Annotated in this window: 19 protein-coding genes and 1 tRNA gene; 9 read left to right on the top strand and 11 right to left on the bottom strand. The window is 59.3% G+C overall.

Going from position 1 to position 24,772, the window contains the following annotated elements; translation table 11 throughout:
* Positions 1-130 precede the first annotated feature (130 nt).
* Positions 131-1,834, top strand: coding sequence for a molecular chaperone HscC (locus FKG94_RS19435; RefSeq protein ID WP_142928593.1), 1,704 nt, complete (start codon positions 131-133; stop codon positions 1,832-1,834).
* A complete protein-coding gene (locus tag FKG94_RS19430) occupies positions 1,831-3,732 on the top strand; it encodes a J domain-containing protein (protein WP_142928592.1) in 1,902 nt (633 codons plus the stop codon). The genes FKG94_RS19435 and FKG94_RS19430 overlap by 4 nt, the downstream gene beginning before the upstream one ends.
* 36 nt (positions 3,733-3,768) lie before the next feature.
* Here the strand turns inward: FKG94_RS19430 and FKG94_RS19425 are convergent, their stop codons facing one another.
* Positions 3,769-5,112, bottom strand: a complete 1,344-nt coding sequence (locus FKG94_RS19425; RefSeq protein WP_142928591.1) for a PDZ domain-containing protein — start codon at positions 5,110-5,112, stop codon at positions 3,769-3,771.
* Between the two features lie 258 nt (positions 5,113-5,370).
* On the opposite strand from FKG94_RS19425, the gene FKG94_RS19420 reads away from it, so the two are divergent.
* Entirely contained in the window at positions 5,371-7,488 is a 2,118-nt protein-coding gene (locus FKG94_RS19420) for a winged helix-turn-helix domain-containing protein (RefSeq protein ID WP_142928590.1), read from the top strand.
* 151 nt (positions 7,489-7,639) lie between these two features.
* Here the strand turns inward: FKG94_RS19420 and FKG94_RS19415 are convergent, their stop codons facing one another.
* Positions 7,640-8,305, bottom strand: coding sequence for a spondin domain-containing protein (locus tag FKG94_RS19415; protein ID WP_142928589.1), 666 nt, complete (start codon positions 8,303-8,305; stop codon positions 7,640-7,642).
* A 363-nt stretch (positions 8,306-8,668) separates the two neighbouring features.
* Here FKG94_RS19415 and FKG94_RS19410 point away from each other — a divergent pair, with 363 nt between their 5' ends.
* The 3 genes from FKG94_RS19410 (at position 8,669) to FKG94_RS19400 (ending at position 12,001) form a co-directional block, all read left to right on the top strand.
* Complete coding sequence (locus FKG94_RS19410; RefSeq protein WP_142928588.1) at positions 8,669-9,721, top strand: CNNM domain-containing protein; 1,053 nt, start codon at positions 8,669-8,671, stop codon at positions 9,719-9,721.
* A 214-nt stretch (positions 9,722-9,935) separates the two neighbouring features.
* Positions 9,936-10,964, top strand: coding sequence for a hypothetical protein (locus FKG94_RS19405; RefSeq protein WP_142928587.1), 1,029 nt, complete (start codon positions 9,936-9,938; stop codon positions 10,962-10,964).
* Positions 10,965-11,056: 92 nt separating this feature from the next.
* Complete coding sequence (locus FKG94_RS19400; RefSeq protein ID WP_142928586.1) at positions 11,057-12,001, top strand: hypothetical protein; 945 nt, start codon at positions 11,057-11,059, stop codon at positions 11,999-12,001.
* Positions 12,002-12,063: 62 nt separating this feature from the next.
* On the opposite strand, the gene FKG94_RS19395 is transcribed toward FKG94_RS19400, so the two are convergent.
* Together FKG94_RS19395 and FKG94_RS19390 are read right to left on the bottom strand one after the other, a co-directional pair.
* Complete coding sequence (locus FKG94_RS19395) at positions 12,064-13,431, bottom strand: VCBS repeat-containing protein (RefSeq protein WP_142928585.1); 1,368 nt, start codon at positions 13,429-13,431, stop codon at positions 12,064-12,066.
* A gap of 132 nt (positions 13,432-13,563) precedes the next feature.
* Positions 13,564-14,454, bottom strand: a complete 891-nt coding sequence (locus FKG94_RS19390) for an AraC family transcriptional regulator (RefSeq protein WP_179957724.1) — start codon at positions 14,452-14,454, stop codon at positions 13,564-13,566.
* 466 nt (positions 14,455-14,920) lie between these two features.
* Here FKG94_RS19390 and FKG94_RS19385 point away from each other — a divergent pair, with 466 nt between their 5' ends.
* The 3 genes from FKG94_RS19385 (at position 14,921) to FKG94_RS19380 (ending at position 16,925) form a co-directional block, all read left to right on the top strand.
* Positions 14,921-15,865 carry a hypothetical protein gene (locus FKG94_RS19385; protein WP_142928583.1) on the top strand — a complete coding sequence of 315 codons (945 nt, stop codon included), beginning with the start codon at positions 14,921-14,923 and terminating at the stop codon, positions 15,863-15,865.
* Positions 15,866-16,082: 217 nt separating this feature from the next.
* Entirely contained in the window at positions 16,083-16,205 is a 123-nt protein-coding gene (locus tag FKG94_RS29390) for a hypothetical protein (protein WP_281284264.1), read from the top strand.
* 84 nt (positions 16,206-16,289) lie between these two features.
* The gene (locus FKG94_RS19380; RefSeq protein ID WP_142928582.1) at positions 16,290-16,925 is read left to right on the top strand and encodes a TetR/AcrR family transcriptional regulator; all 636 of its coding nucleotides are present in this window, start codon (positions 16,290-16,292) and stop codon (positions 16,923-16,925) included.
* 118 nt (positions 16,926-17,043) lie between these two features.
* On the opposite strand, the gene FKG94_RS19375 is transcribed toward FKG94_RS19380, so the two are convergent.
* From FKG94_RS19375 to rpsU, 7 genes are all read right to left on the bottom strand, one after another.
* Complete coding sequence (locus FKG94_RS19375) at positions 17,044-18,249, bottom strand: DNA adenine methylase (RefSeq protein WP_218943585.1); 1,206 nt, start codon at positions 18,247-18,249, stop codon at positions 17,044-17,046.
* A gap of 99 nt (positions 18,250-18,348) precedes the next feature.
* Positions 18,349-18,425, bottom strand: a tRNA-Ile gene (locus FKG94_RS19370).
* Between the two features lie 88 nt (positions 18,426-18,513).
* Positions 18,514-19,485: a cysteine synthase A gene (gene cysK / locus FKG94_RS19365; protein ID WP_142928581.1), complete on the bottom strand. Its 972-nt coding sequence runs from the start codon at positions 19,483-19,485 to the stop codon at positions 18,514-18,516.
* A 102-nt stretch (positions 19,486-19,587) separates the two neighbouring features.
* Positions 19,588-21,405, bottom strand: a complete 1,818-nt coding sequence (rpoD, locus tag FKG94_RS19360; RefSeq protein WP_142928580.1) for an RNA polymerase sigma factor RpoD — start codon at positions 21,403-21,405, stop codon at positions 19,588-19,590.
* 113 nt (positions 21,406-21,518) lie between these two features.
* Entirely contained in the window at positions 21,519-23,426 is a 1,908-nt protein-coding gene (gene dnaG / locus FKG94_RS19355) for a DNA primase (protein WP_142928579.1), read from the bottom strand.
* Between the two features lie 320 nt (positions 23,427-23,746).
* The gene (locus FKG94_RS19350) at positions 23,747-24,208 is read right to left on the bottom strand and encodes a GatB/YqeY domain-containing protein (protein ID WP_142928578.1); all 462 of its coding nucleotides are present in this window, start codon (positions 24,206-24,208) and stop codon (positions 23,747-23,749) included.
* A gap of 97 nt (positions 24,209-24,305) precedes the next feature.
* Positions 24,306-24,521: a 30S ribosomal protein S21 gene (gene rpsU, locus FKG94_RS19345; RefSeq protein ID WP_142928577.1), complete on the bottom strand. Its 216-nt coding sequence runs from the start codon at positions 24,519-24,521 to the stop codon at positions 24,306-24,308.
* Between the last annotated feature and the right edge of the window lie 251 nt (positions 24,522-24,772).

The following is a 24,772-nucleotide window of genomic DNA, read 5'->3' as shown; positions in this document are numbered from 1 at the left end:
CGGCACAACCGCAGGCCGGGGTGTCCGAGGTGATTAAAAACATTTTTGTTGGTACTCTATATCACCATCTTTTGACGTGGTCGGCGGACCTGAGCCGTGTTTTCAATGTGACAGTTTGCAAGGGAGAATTATGACAATCATTGGAATTGACCTGGGCACCACCAACAGCCTGGCGGCCTATTGGGAGGAGGGCGAGGTAAAACTGATTCCCAATGTGCACGGCGATCTCCTGACGCCGTCGGTGGTGGGGGTCGACGATAACGGCGAATGCCTGGTGGGCAAGGCCGCCAGGGAGCGCCTGCTCACCCACCCGGAGCTTACCGTCGAGGCGTTCAAGCGCCGTATGGGTTCCAAAGCCAGCGTCACCCTCGGCAAACAGGTCTTTACCCCGGTCGAACTCAGCTCCCTGGTCCTGCAAAATATCAAGGGCGATGCCGAGGCATTGCTGGGGCAGACCGTTACTGAAGCCGTGATCAGCGTGCCTGCCTATTTCAACGACGCCCAGCGCCATGCCACCAAGGTGGCCGGCGAACTGGCCGGCCTCACCGTGGAGCGGCTGATCAACGAACCCACGGCGGCGGCGGTGGCCTACGGCCTGCACGATCGGGAGGAGGAGTGCACCTTTATCGTGGTGGACCTGGGTGGCGGCACCTTTGATGTATCGGTCATGGAAATGTTTAACGGTGTTATGGAGGTCCATGCCTCCGCCGGCGATACGTTTCTCGGCGGCGAAGATTTTACCGAGGCTTTACAGGTGGCGTTCCTCAAGGCCGCCGGCGTGGCCAAGCGCGATTTGAGCAGCAAAGACCTCAGTAAAGTGCGGGCCGCGGTCAACCGCGCCAAGCACCAGTTGACCGATGCGGACGGTGCCGCGCTGGCGGTAACCACCGGGGCGGGTGAACTCGAATGGCGCATTGATCGGGCCACCATGGAAAAACTCTGCGCCGAGGTGGTGCAGCGCCTGCGCCAGCCGATCGAGCGGGTGCTGCGCGATTCCCGCATGCGCCCGACGGACCTGTCGGATGTGATTCTGGTGGGCGGTGCCACGCGCATGCCGTTGATTCGCGGTGCCATCTCGCGCATGTTTCGCCGCCTGCCCTCCTGCACCATCAACCCGGACGAAGTGGTGGCCAGGGGCGCGGCGATTCAGGCCGCGCTCAAGTCCCGCGACCAGGCGCTGCGGGATGTGGTGTTGACCGATGTCTGTCCCTACACGCTCGGGATCGAAGTCGCCGTGGAGAAAGGCAGCGCCGCGGGCTACGAGGCAGGCCATTTTATGCCGATCATCGAGCGCAATACCGTAATTCCCACCAGTCGGGTTGAAAATATCGTTACCATCCAGGACAAGCAAACCGAGTTGGCGGTGAAAATCTTTCAGGGAGAGAGCCGCCTGACGCTCAACAACATCCTGTTGGGCGAGTTGAATATCAAAGTACCCAAGGCCAAGGCCGGTGAAGAGAGCGCCGATGTGCGTTTTTCCTACGATGTGAACGGTTTGTTGGAGGTGGAGGTGAAGATCGTCTCCAGCGGTGAAATTATTCGCAAGGTGATTGAGAAGGCCCCCGGCAGCCTGTCGCAGGGGGATATTCGCAAAAGCCTGGACAAGCTCGCCAATATCAAGGTTCACCCGCGGGAGACGGCTGCCAACCGCGCCGTGCTGGCGAAAGCCGAGCGTATCTACGAGCAGAACCTCGGCGACGTGCGCCAGTATGTCGCCCATCTGATCAGTGAATTCGAACAGGTACTCGACAAGCAAGACTTGGCGCTGGCGGAAAAAGCGCGCGAGACCCTGGTGGAAAAACTCGAGGAGTTGGAGGGGGACCTGCTCGGGTGAATAGCTGTTGGGAGCTGTTGAACATCCGCGAGACTGCCGATCGGCGTTCCATCAAAATGGCCTACACCTCGCTGATCAAGGAGTGCTCGCCGGAGACCGACCCGGAAAGATTTCAACAACTGCGCGACGCCTATGAACAGGCCATGTATATCAGCCAGTTTCTCGATGAGGAGACCTCATCGGAGTATCAATTAGAGGCTTCACCTGAACATCAACTGGAGGCTTCACCTGAACACCAATTAGAGGCTTCACCTGAACATCAATTAGAGGCTTCAGGTGAACATCAATTAAAGACCTCACCTGGGTATCAATCCGCGCCCTCACAGGAGAACCCAGTCCGGGCTTTGCCGGAAGGCGGGCCAGAGGCTTCACCGGACCTTAAAAAAGAGGCTTCGCCGGACCTTAAAAAAGAGGCTTCACCGGGCCATAAAAAAGAGGCTTTACCGGACCATAAAAAAGAGGCTTCACCGGAGCACAAACCAGAGACTGTATCTGAACACCAGTCAGAAGCCCCACCGGTGCGCCAGTTGGAGGCACCCACGGCCGCGAAGGCCGGTGAAGCGCTGACCGGCGCTCAGGTGCTGCCGGAACCACCTGCGCAGCTGGCTGCCGCCTCCGCCCCGCAAGAGGCGGACTTTTTGACGGCAGAGGTTTTTATGGCTTGGGTCAACGCCGTGTGGGAAAACCCGCGAAAGCGGTATGAACCCCAGGCCTGGCTGGCACTGCTGGAGACCGACGAACTGCAGGATATCCTGCTGAAGCAGGAATTGTGGTACAGCTTGTTTCACTTCTTTGCCGATATCGTCCACCGCGATGCTGAAAACAATACCATCCGTTTTCCGCAACAGGTGATTCGCGCCTACAACGAGGTGTTCCTCTGGTCCGAGGACGAACTGGAACTGCAACGCTGTTTCGATCACGAACACATCCAGGCGATGATGTGGCTGCTCAAAGGCGAGCGCGCCACCCCGACAGAGGTGTCGAGCGGCGAGTCAAAAGGCGGCTGGCGCAACGTCTGGGCCTGGATGGTGGTGCTTTTTATTCTGGTGAAAGTGTTTACCGTGCTGGAGCGCCGCGACGGTGACCAGCCGGCGGCGGACAGCATTCTGGGCCAAACCCAGGCGCTGGTGGAGCAGGGCGAATACCAGAAAGCGCTGGATATTGCCCGGCCGTTTGCCGAGCGGGGCAACGCCTATGCGCAAAACCTGATGGGGGCCGCCTATCAAAAAGGCTGGACGTTCGAGCGGGATCAAACCGAAGCCGTGCGCTGGTTTCGGCTGGCCGCCGAACAGGATTTTGTCGCCGCCGAAGTCAACCTCGGCCTGGCCTACTATTACGGCCGGGGTGTGGCGCAGGATTACGGCCAGTCGCGCTATTGGCTCGACCGGGCCGCCGCGAAGAAGCAGCCCACTGCGCTACTGGTTTCCGGGCTGCAATACCTGCGCGGGCAGGGTGTGGAAAAGGACACCGCCACCGGCGTGAAACAGATTACGGCAGCCGCGCGCCGGGGTTACGCGCTTGCCGAGCATGAACTGGGCCTGTTGTATCTCGATGGGGAGGGGGTCGAGCAGAATGACGCCGAGGCGCGCTACTGGTTTGAAAAAGCCGCTGCGCAAAAGCTCGCCGCCGGCCAGAACAGTCTCGGTTACCTGTATGAAAACGGCCGGGGTGTCGAGCGGGACGCGGCCCAGGCACTGTCCCACTATCGGGCGGCAGCCGCGCAGGAGCACTCGCCGGCGATGTTCAATGTGGGCCGATTCTATCTGTTGGGGCTCGGTGTGGAGCGCGATCGCGAACAGGGCGTCACCTGGCTGACCCGCGCGGCCGATCGGGACTACCAACCGGCGCGCGATATGCTTGATGAGGTATCGGCCGCGCCGGCGCCCGAATTTCGATGACCGGTCTCCTACCAGCCAAGCGGCGGTCGGGGTGAGCTACCGTCCCTTCAGCCAGTGTACATACTGGGCGGCGATAAATTCCGGGGCGGCGACCCCCTCGGTGTCCGCATAGGCCGCTTCGATGGTGGCAAAGCGCCAGTTGCTGTGGCCGGTCTTTTCCTGTTCGACATAAGTGGCACTGCCGGGCCGCCAGCGGTTGATCATATCGACGATCATCTTGTGGCCGTGGCGGGACTCATACTGATCAAATTCATTGAATACCACCAGCACCGGCGCCTCGGTTCGATGCCAGGCGCGCAGGAAGTTATGCCGCGCCGCCTGCTGGTGCCAACTGAAGGGCCTGCCGTATTGTTCCTCCCGGCCCAGGCCGCGGATATTGTCCCTGACTCTTGCCATGGCTTTGGAATCGCCGGCAATGCGGTCCGGCTGGCGGCCCTTGATCAGGTATTCGGTATAGAAAACGCTGCGCTCGAGCAGCTCGCTGTGGATGCTGGCGGGGTCTACCTCGGGACGGCGCTCGAGGTAGGCCCGCTCAAACGCCAGCATGCGCTCGAAATACGTGACGCCACCGCCGCCGCTGACCATCACACCGGCCACCGGGATATTCTCTGCGGCCAGCCGTTCGGCCAGCAGCGGCGCCAGGGTCGCGCCCAGGCTCGAGCCGTAAATGACGACCTTGCGCGCGTCCACCAGCGGGTGCGACAGCATTTGCTTGAAGGCCTGGTGGTAGTGGGCCAGTTCGGTGTCGTAGTCAAGCCGGTGGCAGGCCGGGCCCTCGCTGTCGCCGCTGGCACTGCGCTCGACGCGGATCAGCGCCCAGCCCGCATCCTGTACCAGCCGCTCGAAGACGGTGCGGCTGGTATTGCGCGGCACATATTCGAGGGAGCCGCAGGATACCCACTGCACAAAAAACACCGCCGGCAGCTTGTCGCGGTTGCCGGCCGGCACCGCCACAATTGAGCGAAGTCTGGCGCCGTCGTCCGTAGTTACCACGCCGTAGTGGCTGTCGACATTGGGAATCGCCTCCAGGGGTCGCGGCGGCGGGGTAAAACCGGCGTCAAACATGCGCCCCCCGCGGCTCAGCCTGAGCTTCAGGTTGACGTCGCCTCTGTGCTTCTGCAGCCGCGCCTGGGCGTCCAGCAGCGAGCCGGGGCGGCGGTTATCGATACGGGTGATGACGTCGCCGTTGCGCAGCCCGGCCGCTGCCGCTGCCGATTCCTCCTGCAGGCGTGCCACCTGCAACTGGTCATCTGCAATACGGATGCGAAAGCCGAGTTCGGCCCGGCGCGCGAGGTCGCCCTCGATAAAGCTGGCGGCCTCGGCGGCACTGCCGAGACACAGCGCCAGCGCGATGATTGCTATACCTCTGGGTAACTGCATGGTGTGGGTCCTCAGTGGGAAAACAGGTGCGGCCAGCCTAGCGATTGCGGGCCTGCGGATACTGAGGAAATGCTGATTTTTTTCCGAGGGACGGTATTTTGACGTAAAAGTGAGCAGACAGCGCCGGGGCCGGATGCCAGGGACTGGTTGGCGGCGCAGGATGTTGAGACCTGAAGGCAGAGAGCGGGCGGGGACCCGGGCGCTGGTATAGAATACCCCCAATTACAAACCGCCAGGCAGTGAAGCGGGAGAGCCGGTATGACAACTGTCTTACATATGCCCGATGCGCGGGACGACGAGGTTTCGATTGGCCCCTGCCGGCTGCTGTTGCGTGAGAGCGCCCTTATCTACGCCGACCGGCGCGTGCGCCTGGAGCCCAAGGTTGCCAGGGTGCTGCGGCTGCTGGGGCAGCGCTGCGGCGAAGTGGTGAGCCGGCAGGAGCTTATCGATCAGGTGTGGGCCGGGCGCCCGGTGACTGACGATGCGGTGACACGCTGTATTTCCCTGTTACGCAAGGCGCTGGATCGACAGCTCGAAGCCCCTGTGGCGATAGAGACTCTGGCCAAGAACGGCTATCGCCTCAATATACTGACCGGCGCTGACAGCACTGCCGGGGCTTCCGCTGCCAATTGGCATCAACACCGGTATTGGCTGGTGGCCGCCCTCGGACTCGCCGCCGTGCTGGTATTGGCGCTGCTGCGCTGGCCGGCATCACAGACGGCGATGCCGTCGGCTGCTGCCTATGAGCGCCGGACACTGGTGGTCAGCGAGTTGCTGGAGCGCTACCCGTCCTTTAGCCCGGACGGTGCGCTGCTCACCTATGCCAGCGGCCGCCGCGGTGCCATGGCCATCTATGTGCGCGAACTGCACGGTCGCGGTCTGCAGCGACTGACTGCCGGCGACAGTCATGATCACCAACCGGTCTTTGCCCCTGACCAGACCCGCATTGCGTTTGCCCGGGTTAGCGACGGGCGCGGCTGCGAGCTATGGCTGGTGCCGGTGATCGGCGGGCGCGAAACCCTGGTGGGCGATTGTGGCGGCCGGGTTCTGCACGACCTGGTCTGGAGCGGCGATGGCACGCAACTGTTGATGGTGACGGGCGCCGGTGCGCTGGAGCCGGCCCGACTGCGCCGTATCAGCCTCGAGAACGGGGCTGTGGAGAACCTGTCGTTGCCGGTCGGCCAGGGTGTCGACGATCTCGCCATTGCCCCGGATGGCGGGCGTATTGCCGTCAGTGTGCAGTTCGAACTCGGGGTCGAGGATATTTTTATCGGGCCGTCTGCGGGGCGCGGGCCCTGGCAGCGGGTGACCCGCGACCTGACCAAGGTGCACGGACTGGCCTGGGCGCCGGACGGCGGGTCGATTGTGTTTACCTCCAATCGCCTGGGGCCGTTTCAACTGTGGCGGGCCGGCGTGAATAAGTCTACCGCCGGGGTCAGCCCGGTACTGATTCCCGAAGGGCTGGTGGCCGGTGATGCTGTGGATGTCAGTGCAGACGGCAATATCGTGCTGGAGCGCTGGCGCGAACGCAGCGCGGTAGTCGAGTTGCGGTTGCCGGCGCCGGCGCCGGCTACCGGCATCGTGCGTGATAAAAGTGTCAATTGGGATGCGCGTCCGTCCGCACCCGGCGGCAGCCGGGTGTTTGTGTCCGATCGCAGCGGCAGTGCCGAGTTGTGGTTGCAACAGGCGGGTGAACTGTTTCAGTTGACCCGCAGCAACGGCCCCTGGGTGATGCGTCCGCGCTGGTCGCCGAACCGCGATTTGATCGCCTATACAGTGCCGGTCAACGGCGCCTTTGGCGTGCGCGTATACGATGTGGACAGGCAGCGACAGGTACCGGAGTACGGTATTGACAGCGGCTTTGCGCCGTTTTGGTCCGCCGCGGGTGAGTCTTTGTACTTCGGTTCGCAGCGCGGCGGGCAGTGGCAAATCTGGCGCAAAAACTTCTCGACCGGTGAGCTGCTGCAGATTACCCGCGGCGGCGCCAAGGTGGGACAGTTATCCGCCGACGGGCAGACGCTTTACTTTACCAAGGCCGGCGTACCGGGTATCTGGAAAACCGATCTGGGTGACGCCGCGAAGGAAACGCTGGTGGTGGACGCCCTGGCGCTGGTGGATTGGAACAACTGGCAGGTTGATGAGCAGGCTATTTATTATGTGCAGCGCAGAGCGGGTGCGGTGCCGGTGCTAAAACAGTACCGGCTGGCAACGGCTGCGGTCTCTGAGCTTGCCGAGTTGCCGGACCTGCTGCACTTCTCCGGCATTTGGGTGGCCGCGGGGGCGGCACGGGTCTGGTACGCAAAAATAACCGAAGAGGATGCCGATATAGAAATACTGTTCGGAGGCGATCGGCCGGCGCCGGATAGTGCCGGATAGCGCCGGCCGTTACAGCAAGGCACCGCTGTGACAACAACGCACCTCTGTAGCAGCAATACATGCACCTCTAATACCGGAAATGCGCCTTTGTAACAGCGGCGCACCTCATAGCAAGCACCGCGGTTCGCTAAGACGCACCGCGGCTCACTGATCAGTAATAGGAAGAGACCCGGCGGATAGTGATCCGGGCCACCGGGTTGCGCCAGTCGTAAGCGGCCGGAGACAGATCGCCGATGCCGTGGATACCCGCATGAATATGGACAAAATCCTCCCCACCGGCGCCGGGTGAGGCACCTTCACCCTGGCAGGTGGGGCCGGGGATATTGAAACACAGTTCATCATTGGCTTCGCTGCCGGCGTCGTAGGCGGGCGCCAGGTAAGTCACCTGCCGGCGGCCGCGCGGCAGGGCTACGCCGTTGAGGGCGAAGAAGGCATCGTTAGTGGGCAGTAACATCGAGGCCAGGCTGATGCGCCGGGTCCAGTGACTGGCTTTGATCTTGATGCTGACCGTTGCTCCCGGTGCCAACAGGCCCTCCGAGGTATTGGTATCGGCCACGCGCCGGTTGCTGCTCAGCAGCGCATCGAGCGGACCGGTATCGCCGCCCTCGGCCAGCGTCGCCAGCTCGGCACCGGCCCGGCTGCCCAGTTCGAACAGCGCCACGCCCGAGCGGTGGCTGGCCACCAGGATGGGGGTGAAGTTATTGCCGCGGGTCAAGTTGGTAATGGTCACTTCGTATTCTATATCGGTTGCCACAGCGGCATGGCTGGCAAACAGGCCGCAGATCAGTAAAAGGGGCCAGACAAAACGTGATTTCATGGGTGTATATCCTCTTATGGAAGGCTCGGGCGTTAGGGGGCGCAAGCAACTGAAAATCGCAGCGGACTCTTTCGGCGCGCTTTTTAAAGCGCTCTTGCAAGGGCTTTCGCAACGTTTTTTGCAACCCGAATAAATACTAGGAGCATGGGGAGGGTAATACTTCACGCAGGTGTCAATTAATAATCACAAAACTATCACGCCGGCAGCAATGAAGTAAGGCGTGCCAGCGCCGCTGCGGCGGAACCGATGGGCGGGCTGAAATTCCCGGTTCGGGTGGTGACAGTGGCGCTGGGATTTGCTTGAATAGGCACCCACGCATAATAAAGGGCAGGGCTTTCCAAGAGGTCATTCTGATTTATCACTATGGTACTGCTCTTTACCTACCTGTTTGTCGCCATTGGTTTTTCCTTCCTCTGCTCCATTGCCGAGGCGGTGCTGCTGAGTGTGACTACCCCTCATATCGCGCTGCTGGAGAAGAACAAGAAGCCCTCCGGGCGGCTGCTGCGGCGCCTGAAAGACGATGTACACAGTCCCCTGGCGGCGATTCTCACCCTCAACACCATTGCCCATACGGTAGGTGCTGCCGGTGTCGGGGCCCAGTCCACGGTGGTATTCGGCAGTGGCTACGTGGGCATAACCTCGGCGATCTTGACGCTGTTGATACTGGTTTTTTCCGAGATCATCCCGAAAACCCTGGGGGCCCATTACTGGCGCAGGTTGGCCCCGATTACCGCCTACGGTCTCAAGTACTTGATCCTGGCGTTGTACCCGTTTGTGAAGCTCTCCAAAAAGCTGACCCAGGGACTGGCCAACGAGCCGACCCTGAAAGGGTTTAGCCGCCACGAGTTCGCCGCCATGGCGGAACTCAGTGTCGATGAGGGCCAGCTGGCGCGGCGGGAATCGGAGATGCTGAAAAATCTGCTGCGCTTGCGTGAAACGCGGGTCAAGGATGTCATGACGCCGCGCACTGTGGTGTTCTCGCTGCCGGAGGACACCACTGTTGCAGATTACTTTACCAACTATAACAACGCGCGCTTTTCGCGTGTCCCCATTTACGCCGGTGACCATGAAAAAGTGACCGGCTTTGTGCTGCGCAGCGATTTGCTCGAGGCTCACGTCAACACCGACGGCACCGGCAAGGTGAAAAATTACCGCCGGGAGTTAAATGCGGTTTCTCCCTCCATCTCCCTGTCCCGGGCCTTCGAGGAGTTTCTCAAGCGGCGTGCCCACATCATGCTGGTGGTGGATGAATACGGCGGTATGGAAGGGATTTTAACACTTGAGGATGTGCTCGAGACGCTGCTCGGGCTGGAGATTATCGACGAGGGCGATAAAACCGAGGACATGCAGAAACTTGCGCGCCGGTTGTGGAAACGGCGTGCCCGGAAAATGAATGTGCGGGTTGACAAGCAGTAGCTTGGTTTTTCTTTCATCGGTTGGGGGTGGCTTGGCGGCCTCCATTCTGGTCTGACTGCGCATCGTGTGACTTGAGGCGATGTCACTCTGGACTGTGAGAGGATTCACATCGCCACCGCGCTGCCTTTCATATAATGCGCCAGCATGTATCGCTTTCCCCCTCAGCGGGTGAACCGGCTGTAATCCTATTTGTAATACCAGGGTGTAACCACTCATGAAAACGACCCTTGTGGCCGCAGCCGTGTTGCTGGTCGCGCCCGCTATTGCCGAAGTTCCTCCCAGGTCCGCTATCGATATGATGGTGAAGATGGCACAGCAAAATGAAGATTTCTACGAAACGGCTGTCTGCCTCGATGTGCCGAAGAAGACGTTTCTGGACAGCTACCGCGGCGCTGTCGACGCCTGTTACGCGAGCGGCGAAGTTCGCCGGGCGACGGATTTTATGACGGCTTTCGGCGCCTGTATCGAACCGCATATGCTGCGCACGCTGGATCGCACCCAGACCCAGGTCGAGGTTTGCAGGAGTCCTGAAGACAAGCTGATGGCGCAGGCTGAGAAGTTGGAACGGCACGCCGGAAGCTTGCGCAGAAGCTACCGCTCGCTCACCGAAAAAGGCGAGCTGAGCGCCGCCGACGAGCGCCAACTGGCGGTGCTCGAACGGCAGTTGGCCAAGCTCGAACAACAGCAACACGCACTGGAAGACGAATTGGCAGCCTTTAACCGTGACGAGTATGACCGCGAAGTGGATGCCATTATGGACGCCGCCGGTGGCGGCGAACTGTCCGCGGCGCAGCGCCGGCGTATCATGGCGCTGTCGGAGGCGAAAATGGATCGCCAGCAGCAACAACTCGCCGAGATGATGGCCAAGGTGTCCCGGGCCAGCCAGGGCACCGAGGACCAGGTGACGCTGCCGGTTTACGCCAACAGCAAAATTATGATGCACGCGTTAGACCCGAGCATTATGGGGCAGGCCGGACAGTTGCCGGCCGCCACCTTTGCCTCACCCGACACCGTGGAGAAAGTGCTGGCGTTTTACCGGCAACAACTGCCGAACTTTGAATACAAAGAGCTGCCGGGCGGTGAACATATACTGATGGAAAGCATGCCGCCGGGCTTCGCCATTTTGTCGCATATGGAAGCTTATTACACGACCCCTCACGTTTTGATCCGCGCCGATAGAGGCCAACCCGGGTTGACACCGGAGAATACCCGGAGCTTTATCGAGATTGCCTATCGCCGCTGATACCTGGAACTAAACTGGCCATAGCGCTACTTATTAGGAATATAAAGAAGGGATTCTCTTGTTAAAATACACAGATTTTATAGGCTGCGGTCGTGGATTTTCGCACTACACTTTCGTCTGGTTTACAAAAGGCACATCTTTTACCCCGCAGAGACAACGGTGGTAAGAAAGAGAGTACGCAAGCGGTAGATCGCCGTGCTAACCCGGGAAGAATAAAGAATGCTGGGAAAAGTTTAAAGTCCGCAGTAGCCGGAACCGGCCAGCGCATTGAAAAGGCCGGCACGCATCTCAAGCAATCTGCCAGCACCGTTAAGAATAGAACGGACAATTATATAACTTCCACAACAGCCGACACGGCTTATACGATAGCGGAAAAAACGGTTCCTTCTATAGCCGCGCAAGCTGCGAGGGGAGCATTTATAGCAAGCGGTTTGCGTGATGAAATAGCCCGAGTTGAAACCATTAAAAATCCGTTGTCGAGTGATACTCCAGATCTTACGATGCCCGGTGCGTTGCCCATCGAAAAGGATGAAGCCGAAGAAGTTAAGCCGGAAAACAGTGAGGGTAGGCGTTTTTCAAAGCAAGCACAAAATGCATTGGAAAAGCTTAGAAAAGCCCCGGAAGAACACCGGCAAAGATTGAGAGATACACGGGACTTGGCGGCATTTCATACCACAGTTGACACCGCCGGGATGTTTCTGAATGGCGCCGTGAGGGCCGCTGGCCCATATTTACCCAGCCTCCCGGATTTACCACCTGAACTGGACAGAAAGACTCATGACCTCCCGTTAATGCCTGCAACATTACCTGAGCAGGAGGCCGAGATTAAAGATATGTTGACGTCGCAAGCTCCTCCGCCTTCAATGCAAGATAAGGCGAAAAATAAACTATATGACAAAGCTTCAGACGCAACTTTCAGTACCGGCATGTTAGTCGCTCAAGGTGCTCTTCAGCGAATAAGTCGAAATAATATGGCAGATAACTCCTCGGAAGAGATTGACATCAAACTGCCAGGCAGTTTTCCGAAAGAAGATTAGGTAAATATCGCACTCTTCTACGTCCTCGCTTATATAGTGCGGCGCCGAATCAGCCTTTTGTGTCACCGATGCGCCTGCCCGGCGATCAGATGCAGAATGCCGCTGCCGGTGAGCAGATAATCGGTGAGGCCGTCGCGGTTGACATCGCCGACACCCAGGGCGTCCACGCCGAGCAATTGGCCGCTTGCCGCGCCGGTCATAGTGCGCAGCAGGCGCCGCTCGGCACCTGAGTAGAGGTAGCCTTTACCGGCAAAGCTGCCGCCGGTGAACGTGTAGGCGGCAACGAAAATATCGTTAATGCCGTCGTGATCCACATCGCCGACGCCCCGCGCCGGCCCCAGACCATCGCCGAGGTTTTCCGCCTCGAATACATGCAGGCGTCTGCCGGTGTAGCCGGAAAACAGATAGCCGCGTCCGGTGCCGTCGGTATCCTCGCGCCGGGCGTTATAGTCGCCGATGTAGATATCCGCCACCCCGTCGCTGTCGATATCACCGACACCGAAAGCATGGAAGACAGCGAAGGTGCCCGCCACCACGCCGGCGGTGTCACCGGTCAGCCCCGGCTCGCCTATCGGTCTCAGGGTGTGCAGGCGCCGGCCGTTCTTGCCCGACAACACATAGGCGCGCCCCTCTTCGCGGCGGCCGGCACCGCGGGCGCCGGCGACGATATCCGGTATACCGTCGTAGTTGACGTCGCCGAGCCGGCCCAGAGCGGTGCCCAACTGGTCGCCGGCACGGCGGCCGCTGCGCCGCCACAATAGTTCACCGGTGCGGCCGGAGTAGGCATAGACCCGCCCGCGGTTGGCGGCGCGTTTACCGGCGTAGGTGGCGCCGACGACCAGATCGTCAAAGCCGTCGCTGTCGAGGTCGCCGACGCCGGCCACTGAGGCGCCGAAAAATTCGCCGGGCCGGAACCACTGCTGCACTATGGCGTGGGTGGCGCCGGAGAACACCATAACACTGGAAAACGAGCCGACGACATAGTCAGTGATGCCGTCGCCGTCGACGTCACCGGCGTCTTTGGCGCTGTAGCCGAGCAGTGGCACGCCGGGGCTGGTAACGCTGTTGAGTAACTTGCCCTCGGCACCGGAGTAGACATAAAACTTGCCGGCGGAAAACGGCAGGTTGGTCTTGAAAGACGGCGCGGTAACGATGAAGTCATTGGCGCCGTCGCCGTTGATATCGCCGAGGTCTTCGGCCACCCAACCGAAATTGTCCCCGGTTTGCTCACCGGTCAGGGTCAGCAGTACTTCCACGTCCGCTTCGACAAACGGGGTTGCCGGTGTACCCGGCGCTGTGACCGTGGCTGCCGGCGTTGATCCCAGTTGGGGAATCAGACTCTCATGGTCGCTGTCCGCCAGCGAGCAGGCGGCGCCGAGCAGCAGCAAGCCCGCCGGCAATGATGACTGTACTACGCTTTTTATGTTCATAGACACCCCCGTGTTTGGCTTCAGGCTTGAGATTGGTGGTTGGTGGACGGCGCCTGCAATGAGTGAGAGGCGCTGGCACAGCTTAGTGGGGGTGCTGCGCTCAAACTATGAAAATCTTGCTTGTTTTCAATTTCAGTGCAGACTGAGCTGCCGCGGTTCTGTGACCCGACAGGTGCGGCGGTATTCAGACGGTGTGATACCAAAGGCTTTGCGAAACGATTGTGAAAAGTGGCTGTGATCGGAAAATCCCAGATTAATCCCGAGGGTGGCCAGATCGCTGCGGGGCTCCGATACTGCCTGCAGCGAGGCGCGCAGGCGCAGTTGGGTGAGATAGCAGTGAATCGTGGCCCCGGTCAGGCGGCGGAATACGCGACAGAGATGGTAGGCACTGGTATTTACTTCCCGGGCCAGCAGCGCCACAGACAGAGGGTCGGTGTAGCGGGTGGCCAACAGCTCGCAGGTCTGCCGGACCAACTCGCTATGTTTTGCACCGGTCGCCCGGCGTTTCGGCATTGCGGGGCCGCGCTCTGCATAGGCTGCACATAAGGTGTGTTGGAAGATGCGCAATACGGTTTCCTCGACCGCTACGGCATCGGTTGCCGGGTGGCGGTGCAGGTCGGCGATCAGCCGCCGTAACGACGCGTAGGCGGCAGGCGAACTCATGCTGTGAGTGACCTGGAACAACCGATCCGGGTCGCCTGTTTGGCGAACACCGAGACTGTTCAGCATTTCGCACACTGTCGCCGGGCAAACCGTCAACCAGTCGCAGCGATCGCCGTAGGGCGACAGGGGGTAGCGCTCGTACTCCTGGCCTTTGTTGTAAATGGTGACGATATTCGGGTCGGCAACAATCGCCCGGCGCATCTCCCGGTGGCGGATTTTTACCGCCGTGCGGGGAAATGCCAGCAGATAGTCGTCGATGGGGCCGGTGTTGGTGAAGTCGGGCGCCGTCACCGGGCAATCGAACGTGCCCGCGCTTACCAGCGGGCTGGAAAACAGCAGGCAGTTGTGATCGGTATCCATAGTGGCCATACGCAGAGAGACGATGCGACTCTGAAGTAGACGTTTGAAACCGGTGATCCATCACTATGGGTGGGCTGGTCTCGGTGACCTGTGTCAGGTGGGCTCTGGGGGACATATTATGGTTTTCTCTCCCGGTTAGGGCCGTCGCTTGCAGTGGCGGCAAAATCTGTCTATAGTGCGCCCCCGTTTATAACCTCGCCAAAATCAGGAGGCTCAAATGTTTGATAGAAATTATGTTGTCACTTTGTTGGGCCTCGCTGCCAGTTCGCAGTTCGGATAACCCGATCCGATAGATATTTGCAACACTGTCTTGTTAAGCCCTGGGCATTAGTCCCGGGCGCGGTGGTGTCTGCCCAACTTTCAATTCGTGCAATCGTGCTTTAGCTATTGAGCGATCGTATTCCGATGCGGCGGCAGCTGTATTGCTTGCCTGGGAGCGCTCGCGTCTTTTAAAAGAGTCAATGTTATGGATAGCAAACTGGCAAAAGAAATTGTCCATTGCCTGGCCGGTGAGCGGACACTGTATCACTATTACAAAGATCACTATGCGGTCTGCCTGTTGCAGCGCCATATGAACGGTGCCGGTGCTGTGCGGCTGTCGGCTTTGAAAAAAACCCGATTCGGTAAACTGCTGGATAAGCCGGTGCTTAAAGCTCTCCTGAGTCACTGCGGTGACGGCACCTTGACAGCGGACGCCCTGAGCGGTGCCTGGCCTCAAGACAGCCAGGTTTATGTCCTGACCCTGGATACCTGGGGACACGATAAAGCCTATGGTTATCACCAGGTATCGCGCCCCGGTGCCAACCTGGTATTGCAGATGAACTTTAGCAATCGGCACGATCAAGCTTATCGGTACGGTGTGGCCGCTGATGTGAACCTGTTTCAATATCATTGTCATCCTATCTCCACCCGGCGCCTGACACTGGGTTGGGCCAGGATTGATTTGGACTTGGTTACCGATGAGGCATTGATCGAGGAGATTCAAACCGACTGGCTGCGGCAGATCCATTATTTGAGTCGCGAATGTCAAATGGCTGCCAGGGCTGGAGAGATACACTTCGACTTCTTCGGCACCAGGGTCTACGTGGATCGGGCCACAGATTACCTGCGGGAGTTGGCCGAGCACAGTAAACTCTGGCACGAGGCACTGTTAAATGCGGCCATTGGCTTTCTGGTAGACGAAGTGGGTATCGGGCGGATTTATTATCACAGCTTCGATACCGGTGCTGTGCTGAAAGGACTGCGTGGTGATAAACCGCCCAAGTCTCTCTACAGCAGCCTGCCGCGGCAATTTTGCTTCGAGAGCGTCGATCAGGGGCCGGTGTTTATTCGGCAGGACAAAAAAGCCGGCCGGCGGTTGCGCAAGGTAGCCAGGCCGCGCTGGTTTTATATGCAGGGTCGGCGTGCTTAGGCCGGCGTGCTTAGGCCGGCGTGTTGTCGACCCCTCAGAGCGGGCCGGGCAAGCCGGTCCGCTTTTTATTTGTGAGATGTTTGGCATTTTCCATGTCCTGATTTATCGCGCGACGCTGTGATACCAGATGGGCATTGCCTTTGAGCCGGCCCCTGCCCAAAACGCCGGTTGGCAGTTTTGCATAGACGCACCAGCAGGAACACAAGGAGCATTTGCAATGAAACCTTCACTAACCCGCGTTGCTGTGGTGGCTGTCGTAAAGGTTCCGGCAAGCGGTCGGGCAGTTGTCATCAGCAGCGCCAGAGATGCGTCGGACTTCAGTGATGCCCGGCATCCGTGATTGCCGATACGATGGCTGCTGTGGACAGTACAGAAATTCCTAAAAACCCGTTATGACCATACAAGCGTAGACAGAGGCAGAAAAATGTATGCAGACAGAAGGATAAACACCCGCAAGCGTATATTGAGAGCGGCACATACCTTGATCAACAGGAAGGGTTATTCGAGTACCTCAATCCACGACATACTGCTTGAATCGCATATTACAAAAGGTGGTTTTTTTTACCACTTCAAGGCCAAGAACGACTTGGCCAAGGAACTGGTGGAAAGCTACCTCGATAATATCGATCGAGCGCTGGACATCTGGTTCGGACAGGCCGATGCTTTTTCCGATGATCCGTTGCAGCGCATGTTCAAATTACTCGACGATATCTCCGGCACGCTTAAGGATATACCGGAAGATGACTTTCGTGTAGTCAGTATCGTGGCCGGTTGCATCTATGAAAACCACGAGTTCGGCAGTGAGTTGAAGCAAATGTTGAAAAAGTCCGTCGATAGATTGAGAGAACGCCTGATCGGTACGCTGCAGGCTATCGAAAGGTGTTATTCGCCACGTCTGCCGACAGATCACGGTACCCTGTCGGATATGTTTTTGTCGATACTCAACGGCGGAATTACACTATCTACCGTCGCTGGCAAAAATACGCTGGCGGGGCAGATCGACACCTACCGTGATGCCATTAAACTGATTTACGACGCGCCGGTTGTGTTGAATAGTTAGGTATTGTGTTTATCTGTCGACCACTTCCCAGTTGCCGGTCCAAAGGCCTTTATGGGGGAGATATCGCGCTGTGGGAACCGAGCCAAGTGATTGGGCGCTGCGGTTCCATCAGTTACCCCTAGGTAATCAACAGTAGACATTCCTCGACCTCACGGTGCCGGTCGTACTGGCGGCCGAGTGTCATATGTTGGTGGTCTTTTGTCAGTATTTCGATGGTCGGTCGGTCCAGTGTTTTGCTGGCCAACTCGCCCAACTCGTCGATGGTGATCAGCCCGGTGTTACTGTAACTGAGAACAAGGTTGGCACCGCACTTTTTTATGCCTTTGAAAAGCGTTTCGAACGCGGGTTTGACCAGGGTGCGGATACAAAACGGCGATTGATGGCGGTTTTCACGATAGCGGCCTTTAACCTGGATGCCGTTTTTTTGTTGGATTTGCGGGTAATCGTATAACACCAGTGTCTCGATAGCGTGATAAAAGCGGCTGTAGTGCACGAAGCAGTAGGGCGGGTCGGCGTAGACGGTGCCGCCCTCAAGCTCCTGCAGGCAGGCGGCGAAATCCAGTGCGGTGATTTTATGCGGGATGCGGGTCGCTGTTGCCGGCAGGCTGTTCATGACTTCAGCGAATTTTTTTGCGAAATAGACACTCAGGTCACGGCGCCGGTAAATCAATATATCCTGCATCGAGGTCTGTGTTTTGGCATCCCGGTATTGCGCGTAGTGTCCCGTGCCCTGACTGGTATATGCCATGGCAAACATCAGCGCCGACAGGATAACCGGATAGCAAGGTTGCTGGCGGTAGCGCTCGGCGACCTGGCGCAATGCATCGATCCACAGGCACTGCTGCGCCGACCACCAGGTGCCTGAATAGTATTGTAGGAAAAGGTGCCACGGGCGTGTAAATGATTGCTCAATAAAAGATTGTTGCAGTAGTTCGATGGCGTTGAATTCTTCCAGCTGCATATCTGCGTGGTAGTAGATATCCAGGCCAAGTTGCCGTTTGTTTGCCTCGACAATATCGGTCGCTTGCGCAATCACAGTGTCGACGCCGGGACATTCATTTGATCGCCAGGCCGTCAGATAGGCGGCGGCGAGTATGGAGGAGTAATGTTGTATATCGTTGGAGTGAATCGGTACCCGATCGCCCGCGGCACCGCACAGGGATGCACTCCCGGCAAACAAATCGCAGACATAACCGCCGCGGTAGACGGCATTGATACCGGTGAGCACAAAGTCCATGATTTTCGACTTCGAGCCCATGTACTTTATATAGTGGGGGTAGTCGCGTTGGGTGAGCGCGTTTTTTGCCGGGACGGTTTGCACCACGGGATGTTCGGGCTCCGATTGTGGTCTATGGTGTCGCCGGACATCTTGGGGTGAGCGTTCACCGATATTGGTAGAGACGAGTGTATCGCCATTGATAGATGGTGGGCCCGGACAGACTTGAACTGTCGACCTGCCGATTATGAGTCGGATGCTCTAACCAACTGAGCTACGGGCCCGTGTTCTTCTGAAAAGCGTGGTGTAATTACCAGCGCGAGCCGCGCATTATACGGCGCCGGCCGCACCGATGCCAGCCCGCGCCGCCGGTTATTGTACCGTTTCGTTGTCGGTGAAGCGGCCTTCAAACAGCACCGTAGAGAGGTAGCGCTCGGCGGAGTCGGGCAGTATCACCACGATGTTTTTGCCCCGGTGCCGGGGCTGGCGGGCGACGCGATCGGCGGCGGCCATGGCCGCGCCGCTGGAGATACCCGCCAGGATACCCTCCCGCTGCATCAGCTTGTGCGCCCACTCAATGGCCTCCTCGTTGCTGACCTGCTCCACCTGGTCGACCATCTCCAGGTCCAGGTTGGCGGGCAGGAAACCGGCGCCAATTCCCTGAATCTTGTGGGGTGCATGGGTCGGCTCCTCGCCTTTTTTAGCGGCGCTGATCATGGTGGTCGAGGTGGGTTCGACGGCAACCGCAGTAATGGCCTTACCCCGCTCCCCCTTGATATAGCGGCAGATGCCCGTCAAGGTGCCGCCAGTGCCCACACCGCTGACCAGCACGTCGACCTCACCATCGGTATCCTCCCAGATTTCCGGGCCGGTGGTCTGAGCGTGAATGGCCGGATTGGCGGGGTTGTCGAACTGGCCCGGCATAAAGTAGCGCTGCGGGTCGGCGGCGGCAATTTCCCGGGCTTTGGCGATAGCGCCGTTCATACCCTTGGCGCCGTCGGTGAGCACGATCTCGGCGCCCAGCGCTTTCATGGTCTGGCGTCGCTCCAGACTCATGGTGTCGGGCATGGTCAGAGTGATCGGATAGCCCCGCGAGGCGGCGACGAAACACAGGGCGATACCGGTATTGCCGCTGGTGGGCTCGATAATCGCCATGCCGGGCTTGAGGCTGCCGTCCTTTTCCGCCTGCCAGATCATACTGGCGCCGATGCGACACTTCACCGAGCTGGCGGGGTTGCGGCTTTCGATTTTGGCGTAGATGTTGGTGTCGGCAACAGAGATACGCTGGATTTTGACCAGCGGGCTCTTGCCGATGGTTAAACTGTTATCGTCGTAAACGTTCATAAGCGTTGGCCCCTGGGTCGATACCGGGATAGGTGCTGGGGTGGGTGTTGAATCGGCAATAAAAAAGGCCGGTAACGACCGACCTTTTTATCACAGGGGAGCCTACTCGTCGAGAAAGCTGCGCAGGTGATCCGAGCGCGAAGGGTGGCGCAGTTTGCGCAGCGCCTTGGCTTCGATCTGGCGAATGCGCTCGCGGGTGACATCGAACTGTTTGCCCACCTCTTCGAGGGTGTGATCGGTGTTCATATCGATCCCAAAACGCATACGCAGCACCTTGGCTTCCCTGGCGGTGAGCCCTGCCAGTACTTCCCGGGTCGACTCGGTAAGACCTTCACCGGTGGCCGATTCCACCGGCGACACTATGGTGCTGTCTTCAATAAAGTCACCTAGATGCGAGTCTTCATCGTCGCCGATGGGGGTCTCCATGGAGATGGGTTCCTTGGCGATTTTCAAGACTTTGCGCACCTTGTCTTCCGGCATTTCCATGCGCTCGCCCAGTTCTTCCGGCGTTGGCTCGCGGCCCATTTCCTGCAGCATCTGGCGCGATACCCGGTTGAGCTTGTTGATGGTCTCAATCATATGCACCGGAATCCGGATAGTGCGGGCCTGGTCGGCGATGGAGCGGGTGATGGCCTGGCGAATCCACCAGGTTGCATAGGTGGAAAACTTGTAACCGCGGCGGTATTCGAATTTGTCGACCGCTTTCATCAAGCCGATATTGCCTTCCTGGATCAGGTCGAGAAACTGCAGGCCGCGGTTGGTATATTTCTTGGCAATGGAAATCACCAGGCGCAGGTTGGCTTCCACCATTTCCTTCTTGGCACGCCGGGCGCGGGCTTCGCCGATCGACATGCGACGGTTGATTTCCTTGATGGCCGACAGTTCCAGCCCGGCCTCTTCCTCGAGCTGTTGCAGCTTGCGCTGGGAGCGGATGATTTCGTCCACCACCGGGCGCAGGGCCTCGGAGTAGTCGCGTTTTTTGCGGATGATCTCCGGAATCCACTCCTCGTTGATTTCGTTGCCCGGAAATTCCTTGATAAAGGTCTTGCGCGGCATTTTGGCGTTGCGCACACACAGGGCCATCACGCCGCGCTCTTCCTGCCGCACGCGGTCGAGTACCCCGCGTACATAAGTGTAGAGCGGGTCGAACTGGCGCGGGGGCAGCTTGAAATACTTGAACAGCTCGCCCAGGGCTTCCAGCTCTTTGCCGGCCTGCTTGCTGTCGCGACCGTATTTGGCGATGGCTTTATCGGCTTTGACGTGCTGTTTTTTCAGTTCGCCAAAGCGCTGCTTGGCCTCTTCCGGGTCGACGCCGTTGGTGGTCTCGTCGTCATCGTCGTCGTCGGTCGCGTCGGCGACCACCTCGGTACTGGCGGGAATCGGGGAGGGCACGTCGTCAGAGGGGTCCAGCCAGCCGCTGATAACATCGGGCAGCCGCCGTTCTTCTTTATCGACCAGATCGTATTCGTCGATGATACCCCTGACCGCGCCGGGCCAGAACGCCAGGGCGTGCATCAGCTCGCGCACCCCCTCCTCAATGCGCTTGGCGATGGCGATTTCACCTTCGCGGGTCAGCAGTTCCACGGTGCCCATTTCGCGCATATACATACGCACCGGGTCGGTGGTGCGACCGGCTTCGGTCTCCACCGCAGCCAGGGCGGCGGCGGCTTCGGCCGCGGCAATTTCATCGGCCGAGGCATCGCCATCGGTCATCAGCAGCGTATCGGCATCCGGTGCGACTTCGTACACCTGAATACCCATATCGTTTATCATTTGGATGATGTCTTCGACCTGGTCGGGATCGGAGATATCTTCCGGGAGGTGGTCGTTAACTTCAGCATACGTCAGATAGCCCTGCTCCCTGCCGCGGGCAATTAACTCTTTGATACGAGACTGTTGCTGGACGTTGTTTTCGGGCATTCGAGGTCCTGGGGGTGGTAGGTGGACATAAAACGGGCGATTATAGCGCATATATTGCGTTTCATTCTAGGAATTCAAGCCGTTTATAGGGCTTTTTACGAGAATAAAGCGGGTTATTTTTTGTACTTGGCGAGCAGTTCCCGGGTGCGCTGTTTGTCGTCCTCACTGAGTTGATTAAAGGCGCTACTTTTGACTTTTTCCAATAGCAGCCGGTGCTGGCGGGCATCCAGCAGGGCGTGGATTTTGGCCAGGCTGTCGCGAAACTCGGTTTGAGGGTCGAAATGGTGGAGCTGGCGGGCGCTGGCGGGCATGTGGTTGCCGGCCAGTTCAGCCAGCGCCGCGGTGGCCTGCGCCCCGTGGGCTGCCATCCAGTAACCCAAAATACCGCCGATAGTGTAGTTGGGGTTCTTTTGCAGCAGGCCCGCCAGTTCGGCAAATAAGGCCAGATCATCATCTTCGGCATCGCGGTAGCAGGCCGTGTCTTCGAGCTCCCGAGCCAGTTCAGGGTGCTGGAGCAGCAGCACACTGATCATTTTCTGTGGTGGCAGCCGTACCTGGTGCCCGCTGCGGTTGCGGGGCTGGCGCTTTAACGGGCCCGGCTCCCGGGTCGCAGCGGGCGGCGCGGTGGCTTGCGCCGCGGCAGGCGCGTTGGCGGGTGCGGCCGGCGCCGGGTCCGGTACCGCCGCCTCGGGTTGGTGCAGGTCAGCGGGCGGTGACTCGGGGCTCGCCGTTATCAGTTCGGACAGGGTGTCTCTGCTCAGGCCGGTGCGGTTGGCAAGGCTGTCGAACATCAGTTCGCGAAATACGCCTTTGGGAATGCGTCCCAACAGCGGGGCGGCCAGCTTGCTGAGGCGGGCGCGGCCTTCCATGGACTGAATATCCAGCCCCTCGGCCACCGCATTGAACAGGAATTCCTCCAGTGGCAGGGCGTTGTCGATCATGCGGGCGAATTTCTCCGCCCCCACCTGCCGGATCAGTGTATCGGGGTCCTCCCCTTCCGGCAGGAACAGAAACTTGACCTGGCGGCCGTCCTCCATGGTGGGCAGGGCGCTCTCCAGCGCCCGTCGCGCGGCAGTGCGACCGGCGCTGTCGCCGTCGAAGCAAAACACCACTTCGGCGGTGTACTTGAAGGCGCGCCGCAGGTGCTCGGCGCCACAGGCGGTGCCCAGGGTGGCAACGGCATAACGGATGCCGAACTGGGCCAGGGCCACCACGTCCATATACCCCTCCACCACCAACAGCCGCGGCAGTTCGCGATAGGCCTGGCGCGCCTGATAAAGGCCGTAGAGTTCGAGGCCTTTGTGGAACACCGGCGTTTCCGGCGAGTTCAGGTATTTGGGTTTATCGTCTCCCAGCACCCGGCCGCCGAAGCCGATAACCCGGCCGCGGGTGTCGTGAATGGGGAACATGATACGGTGGCGAAAGCGATCGTAGCACTTGCGGTCCGCTTCCCGGTCGATCAGCATGCCGGCGCTGGTCAGCAGGCGCTTTTCCTCCTTGCCGGTGCCCAGTTCCCGCAGCAGATTGTCCCACCCGGGCGGCGCGTAGCCGATACCGAAGTCGCGGGCGATCTCGCCGCTGAGGCCGCGTCCCTTCAGGTAGTCGACCGGCTCGGCCCGCTGCGGATGACGGCGCAATTGCAGGCGGTAGTACTGGTCGGATTTTGTCAGCAGCTGGTAGATGCGCTTGCGATCGTTATCCTCGGGTGAGACCTCCCGGGCTTCGCGAGGTACTTCCAGGCCGCTGAGCCGGGCCAGACTATCGACCGCCTCCGGAAAGCTCAGGCGTTCATAGTCGATAACAAACCCGATGGCGTTGCCACTGGCGCCGCAACCGAAGCAGTAGTAGAACTGTTTGTCCGGACTGACGGTGAAAGACGGGGTTTTCTCGTCGTGGAACGGGCAGCAGGCGCTGTAGTTTTTGCCGCTTTTTTTCAGTTTTACCCGCGTGTCGATTACCTCGACGATATCGACCCGATCGAGCAGATCATCGATGAAGGTTTGCGGGATTCGGGAGGACATAGCGTGAGTTTACAGGTTACAGGGTGGAGTTTACAGCGCACCGGCAGAGGCTCGTGGCGCTAGCTAACAACAGGCCGAGAGCACGTCAAGGCGGTGAGTTTGGGGGCGTCGGGCCTGCGGTCAACGTCACTGCGAAGGCTTTTCTTTGGCGTCGTCCGATGCGTTGAGCCCGTTGTTACCGCGGATTTGCCGTGGGCTGCTTTTTTTGAGCGTTGGGTTTCTCTTTCGCATCAGCAGCGCCATTCGGGCCGGCAATCCCTTTGCTGCAAGCGAGGGAGCGGTGGGCTGGTGATTGCGGTTTTAGAGGCTGTCGTAAACCATCAAGCCTGAGCGGCAAGTTGCTCTTTGACGATCCGGCTGACGGCGCCCATATCGGCTCGTCCCTGCACCTGGGGTTTGACCAATCCCATCACCTTGCCCATATCCCGGGCGCTGGTGGCACCGCTGTCGGTGATCGCGGCGGCGATAATGGTGTTCAGTTCGGCGTCGCCCAGGGCTGCCGGCAGAAATTCCTGAATGACACCTATCTCGAAGTCTTCCTGCTCGGCCAGGTCGGTGCGGCCAGCATCGGTGTACTGGCGGGCGGAGTCGCGGCGCTGTTTGGCCATTTTATCCAGCACGGCGAGAATACGGGGTTCGTCGAGGTCGATGCGCTCGTCCACCTCAATGCGCTTGAATTCCGCCAGGATCAGGCGGATAACGCCCAGGCGCGGCTTGTCTTTGGCGCGCATGGCATCTTTCATGGCAGTGGTGATACGTTGTTTTAGCTCAGCGTCGGCCATGGTCGTTCTCGCTTCGGTTCGGCCCCGTTCGGGCGGGGGCAGCTAGCGGTGAAAGCCCGGATAAAGCCGCACACCGGGTGTCGCGACAGGTCGGGGATTAATACAGGCGCTGGAACTTGCGGGTTTCGCGCTGCATTTTCTTGGCGTGGCGTTTTACCGCGGCAGCGGCCTTGCGCTTGCGAATAGCGGTCGGCTTTTCGTAGAATTCGCGGCGCCGCACTTCCGCCAGGACACCGGCTTTTTCGCAGGAGCGCTTGAAACGGCGCAGCGCAATATCAAAAGGCTCGTTTTCTTTCAGTTTTACCGAAGGCATGCTGTTACCTTGTATGAGTTCATTCGCGCCAGAAGTCTCGCCGCCCGCTGCCGGGTCCGCCCCGTGACTTCTCGCAATCTAAGGGGCGCAAATTCTATACACTTAGCGCGCTGGCTGCAAGCGCCCAGGCCGGTCAATTGGCACGGTTTCGCCCACGTACATCACCAACAACAAGTAGGCGCTCGACGCGAAAGCGGTTGCCTAAAGCGAGCCGTTCGGCATTGGACAGATAATTTGGTGCATGGGGGAGG

It is taken from the genome of Exilibacterium tricleocarpae, assembly GCF_007004655.1.
GTDB lineage: Bacteria > Pseudomonadota > Gammaproteobacteria > Pseudomonadales > Cellvibrionaceae > Exilibacterium > Exilibacterium tricleocarpae.
The sequence above is the reverse complement of the archived record's forward strand: the minus strand, read 5'-3'. Positions and strand labels throughout refer to the sequence as shown.

Excerpts from the sequence above, each read along its gene's own strand:
- FKG94_RS19435 (WP_142928593.1), top strand. The coding sequence starts at position 131 with ATGACAATCATTGGAATTGACCTGGGCACCACCAACAGCCTGGCGGCC.
- FKG94_RS19425 (WP_142928591.1), bottom strand. The coding sequence starts at position 5,112 with ATGCAGTTACCCAGAGGTATAGCAATCATCGCGCTGGCGCTGTGTCTC.
- FKG94_RS19420 (WP_142928590.1), top strand. The coding sequence starts at position 5,371 with ATGACAACTGTCTTACATATGCCCGATGCGCGGGACGACGAGGTTTCG.
- FKG94_RS19415 (WP_142928589.1), bottom strand. The coding sequence starts at position 8,305 with ATGAAATCACGTTTTGTCTGGCCCCTTTTACTGATCTGCGGCCTGTTT.
- FKG94_RS19410 (WP_142928588.1), top strand. The coding sequence starts at position 8,669 with ATGGTACTGCTCTTTACCTACCTGTTTGTCGCCATTGGTTTTTCCTTC.
- FKG94_RS19405 (WP_142928587.1), top strand. The coding sequence starts at position 9,936 with ATGAAAACGACCCTTGTGGCCGCAGCCGTGTTGCTGGTCGCGCCCGCT.
- FKG94_RS19395 (WP_142928585.1), bottom strand. The coding sequence starts at position 13,431 with ATGAACATAAAAAGCGTAGTACAGTCATCATTGCCGGCGGGCTTGCTG.
- FKG94_RS19390 (WP_179957724.1), bottom strand. The coding sequence starts at position 14,454 with ATGGATACCGATCACAACTGCCTGCTGTTTTCCAGCCCGCTGGTAAGC.
- FKG94_RS19385 (WP_142928583.1), top strand. The coding sequence starts at position 14,921 with ATGGATAGCAAACTGGCAAAAGAAATTGTCCATTGCCTGGCCGGTGAG.
- FKG94_RS29390 (WP_281284264.1), top strand. The coding sequence starts at position 16,083 with ATGAAACCTTCACTAACCCGCGTTGCTGTGGTGGCTGTCGTAAAGGTT.
- FKG94_RS19380 (WP_142928582.1), top strand. The coding sequence starts at position 16,290 with ATGTATGCAGACAGAAGGATAAACACCCGCAAGCGTATATTGAGAGCG.
- cysK (WP_142928581.1), bottom strand. The coding sequence starts at position 19,485 with ATGAACGTTTACGACGATAACAGTTTAACCATCGGCAAGAGCCCGCTG.
- rpoD (WP_142928580.1), bottom strand. The coding sequence starts at position 21,405 with ATGCCCGAAAACAACGTCCAGCAACAGTCTCGTATCAAAGAGTTAATT.
- dnaG (WP_142928579.1), bottom strand. The coding sequence starts at position 23,426 with ATGTCCTCCCGAATCCCGCAAACCTTCATCGATGATCTGCTCGATCGG.
- FKG94_RS19350 (WP_142928578.1), bottom strand. The coding sequence starts at position 24,208 with ATGGCCGACGCTGAGCTAAAACAACGTATCACCACTGCCATGAAAGAT.
- rpsU (WP_142928577.1), bottom strand. The coding sequence starts at position 24,521 with ATGCCTTCGGTAAAACTGAAAGAAAACGAGCCTTTTGATATTGCGCTG.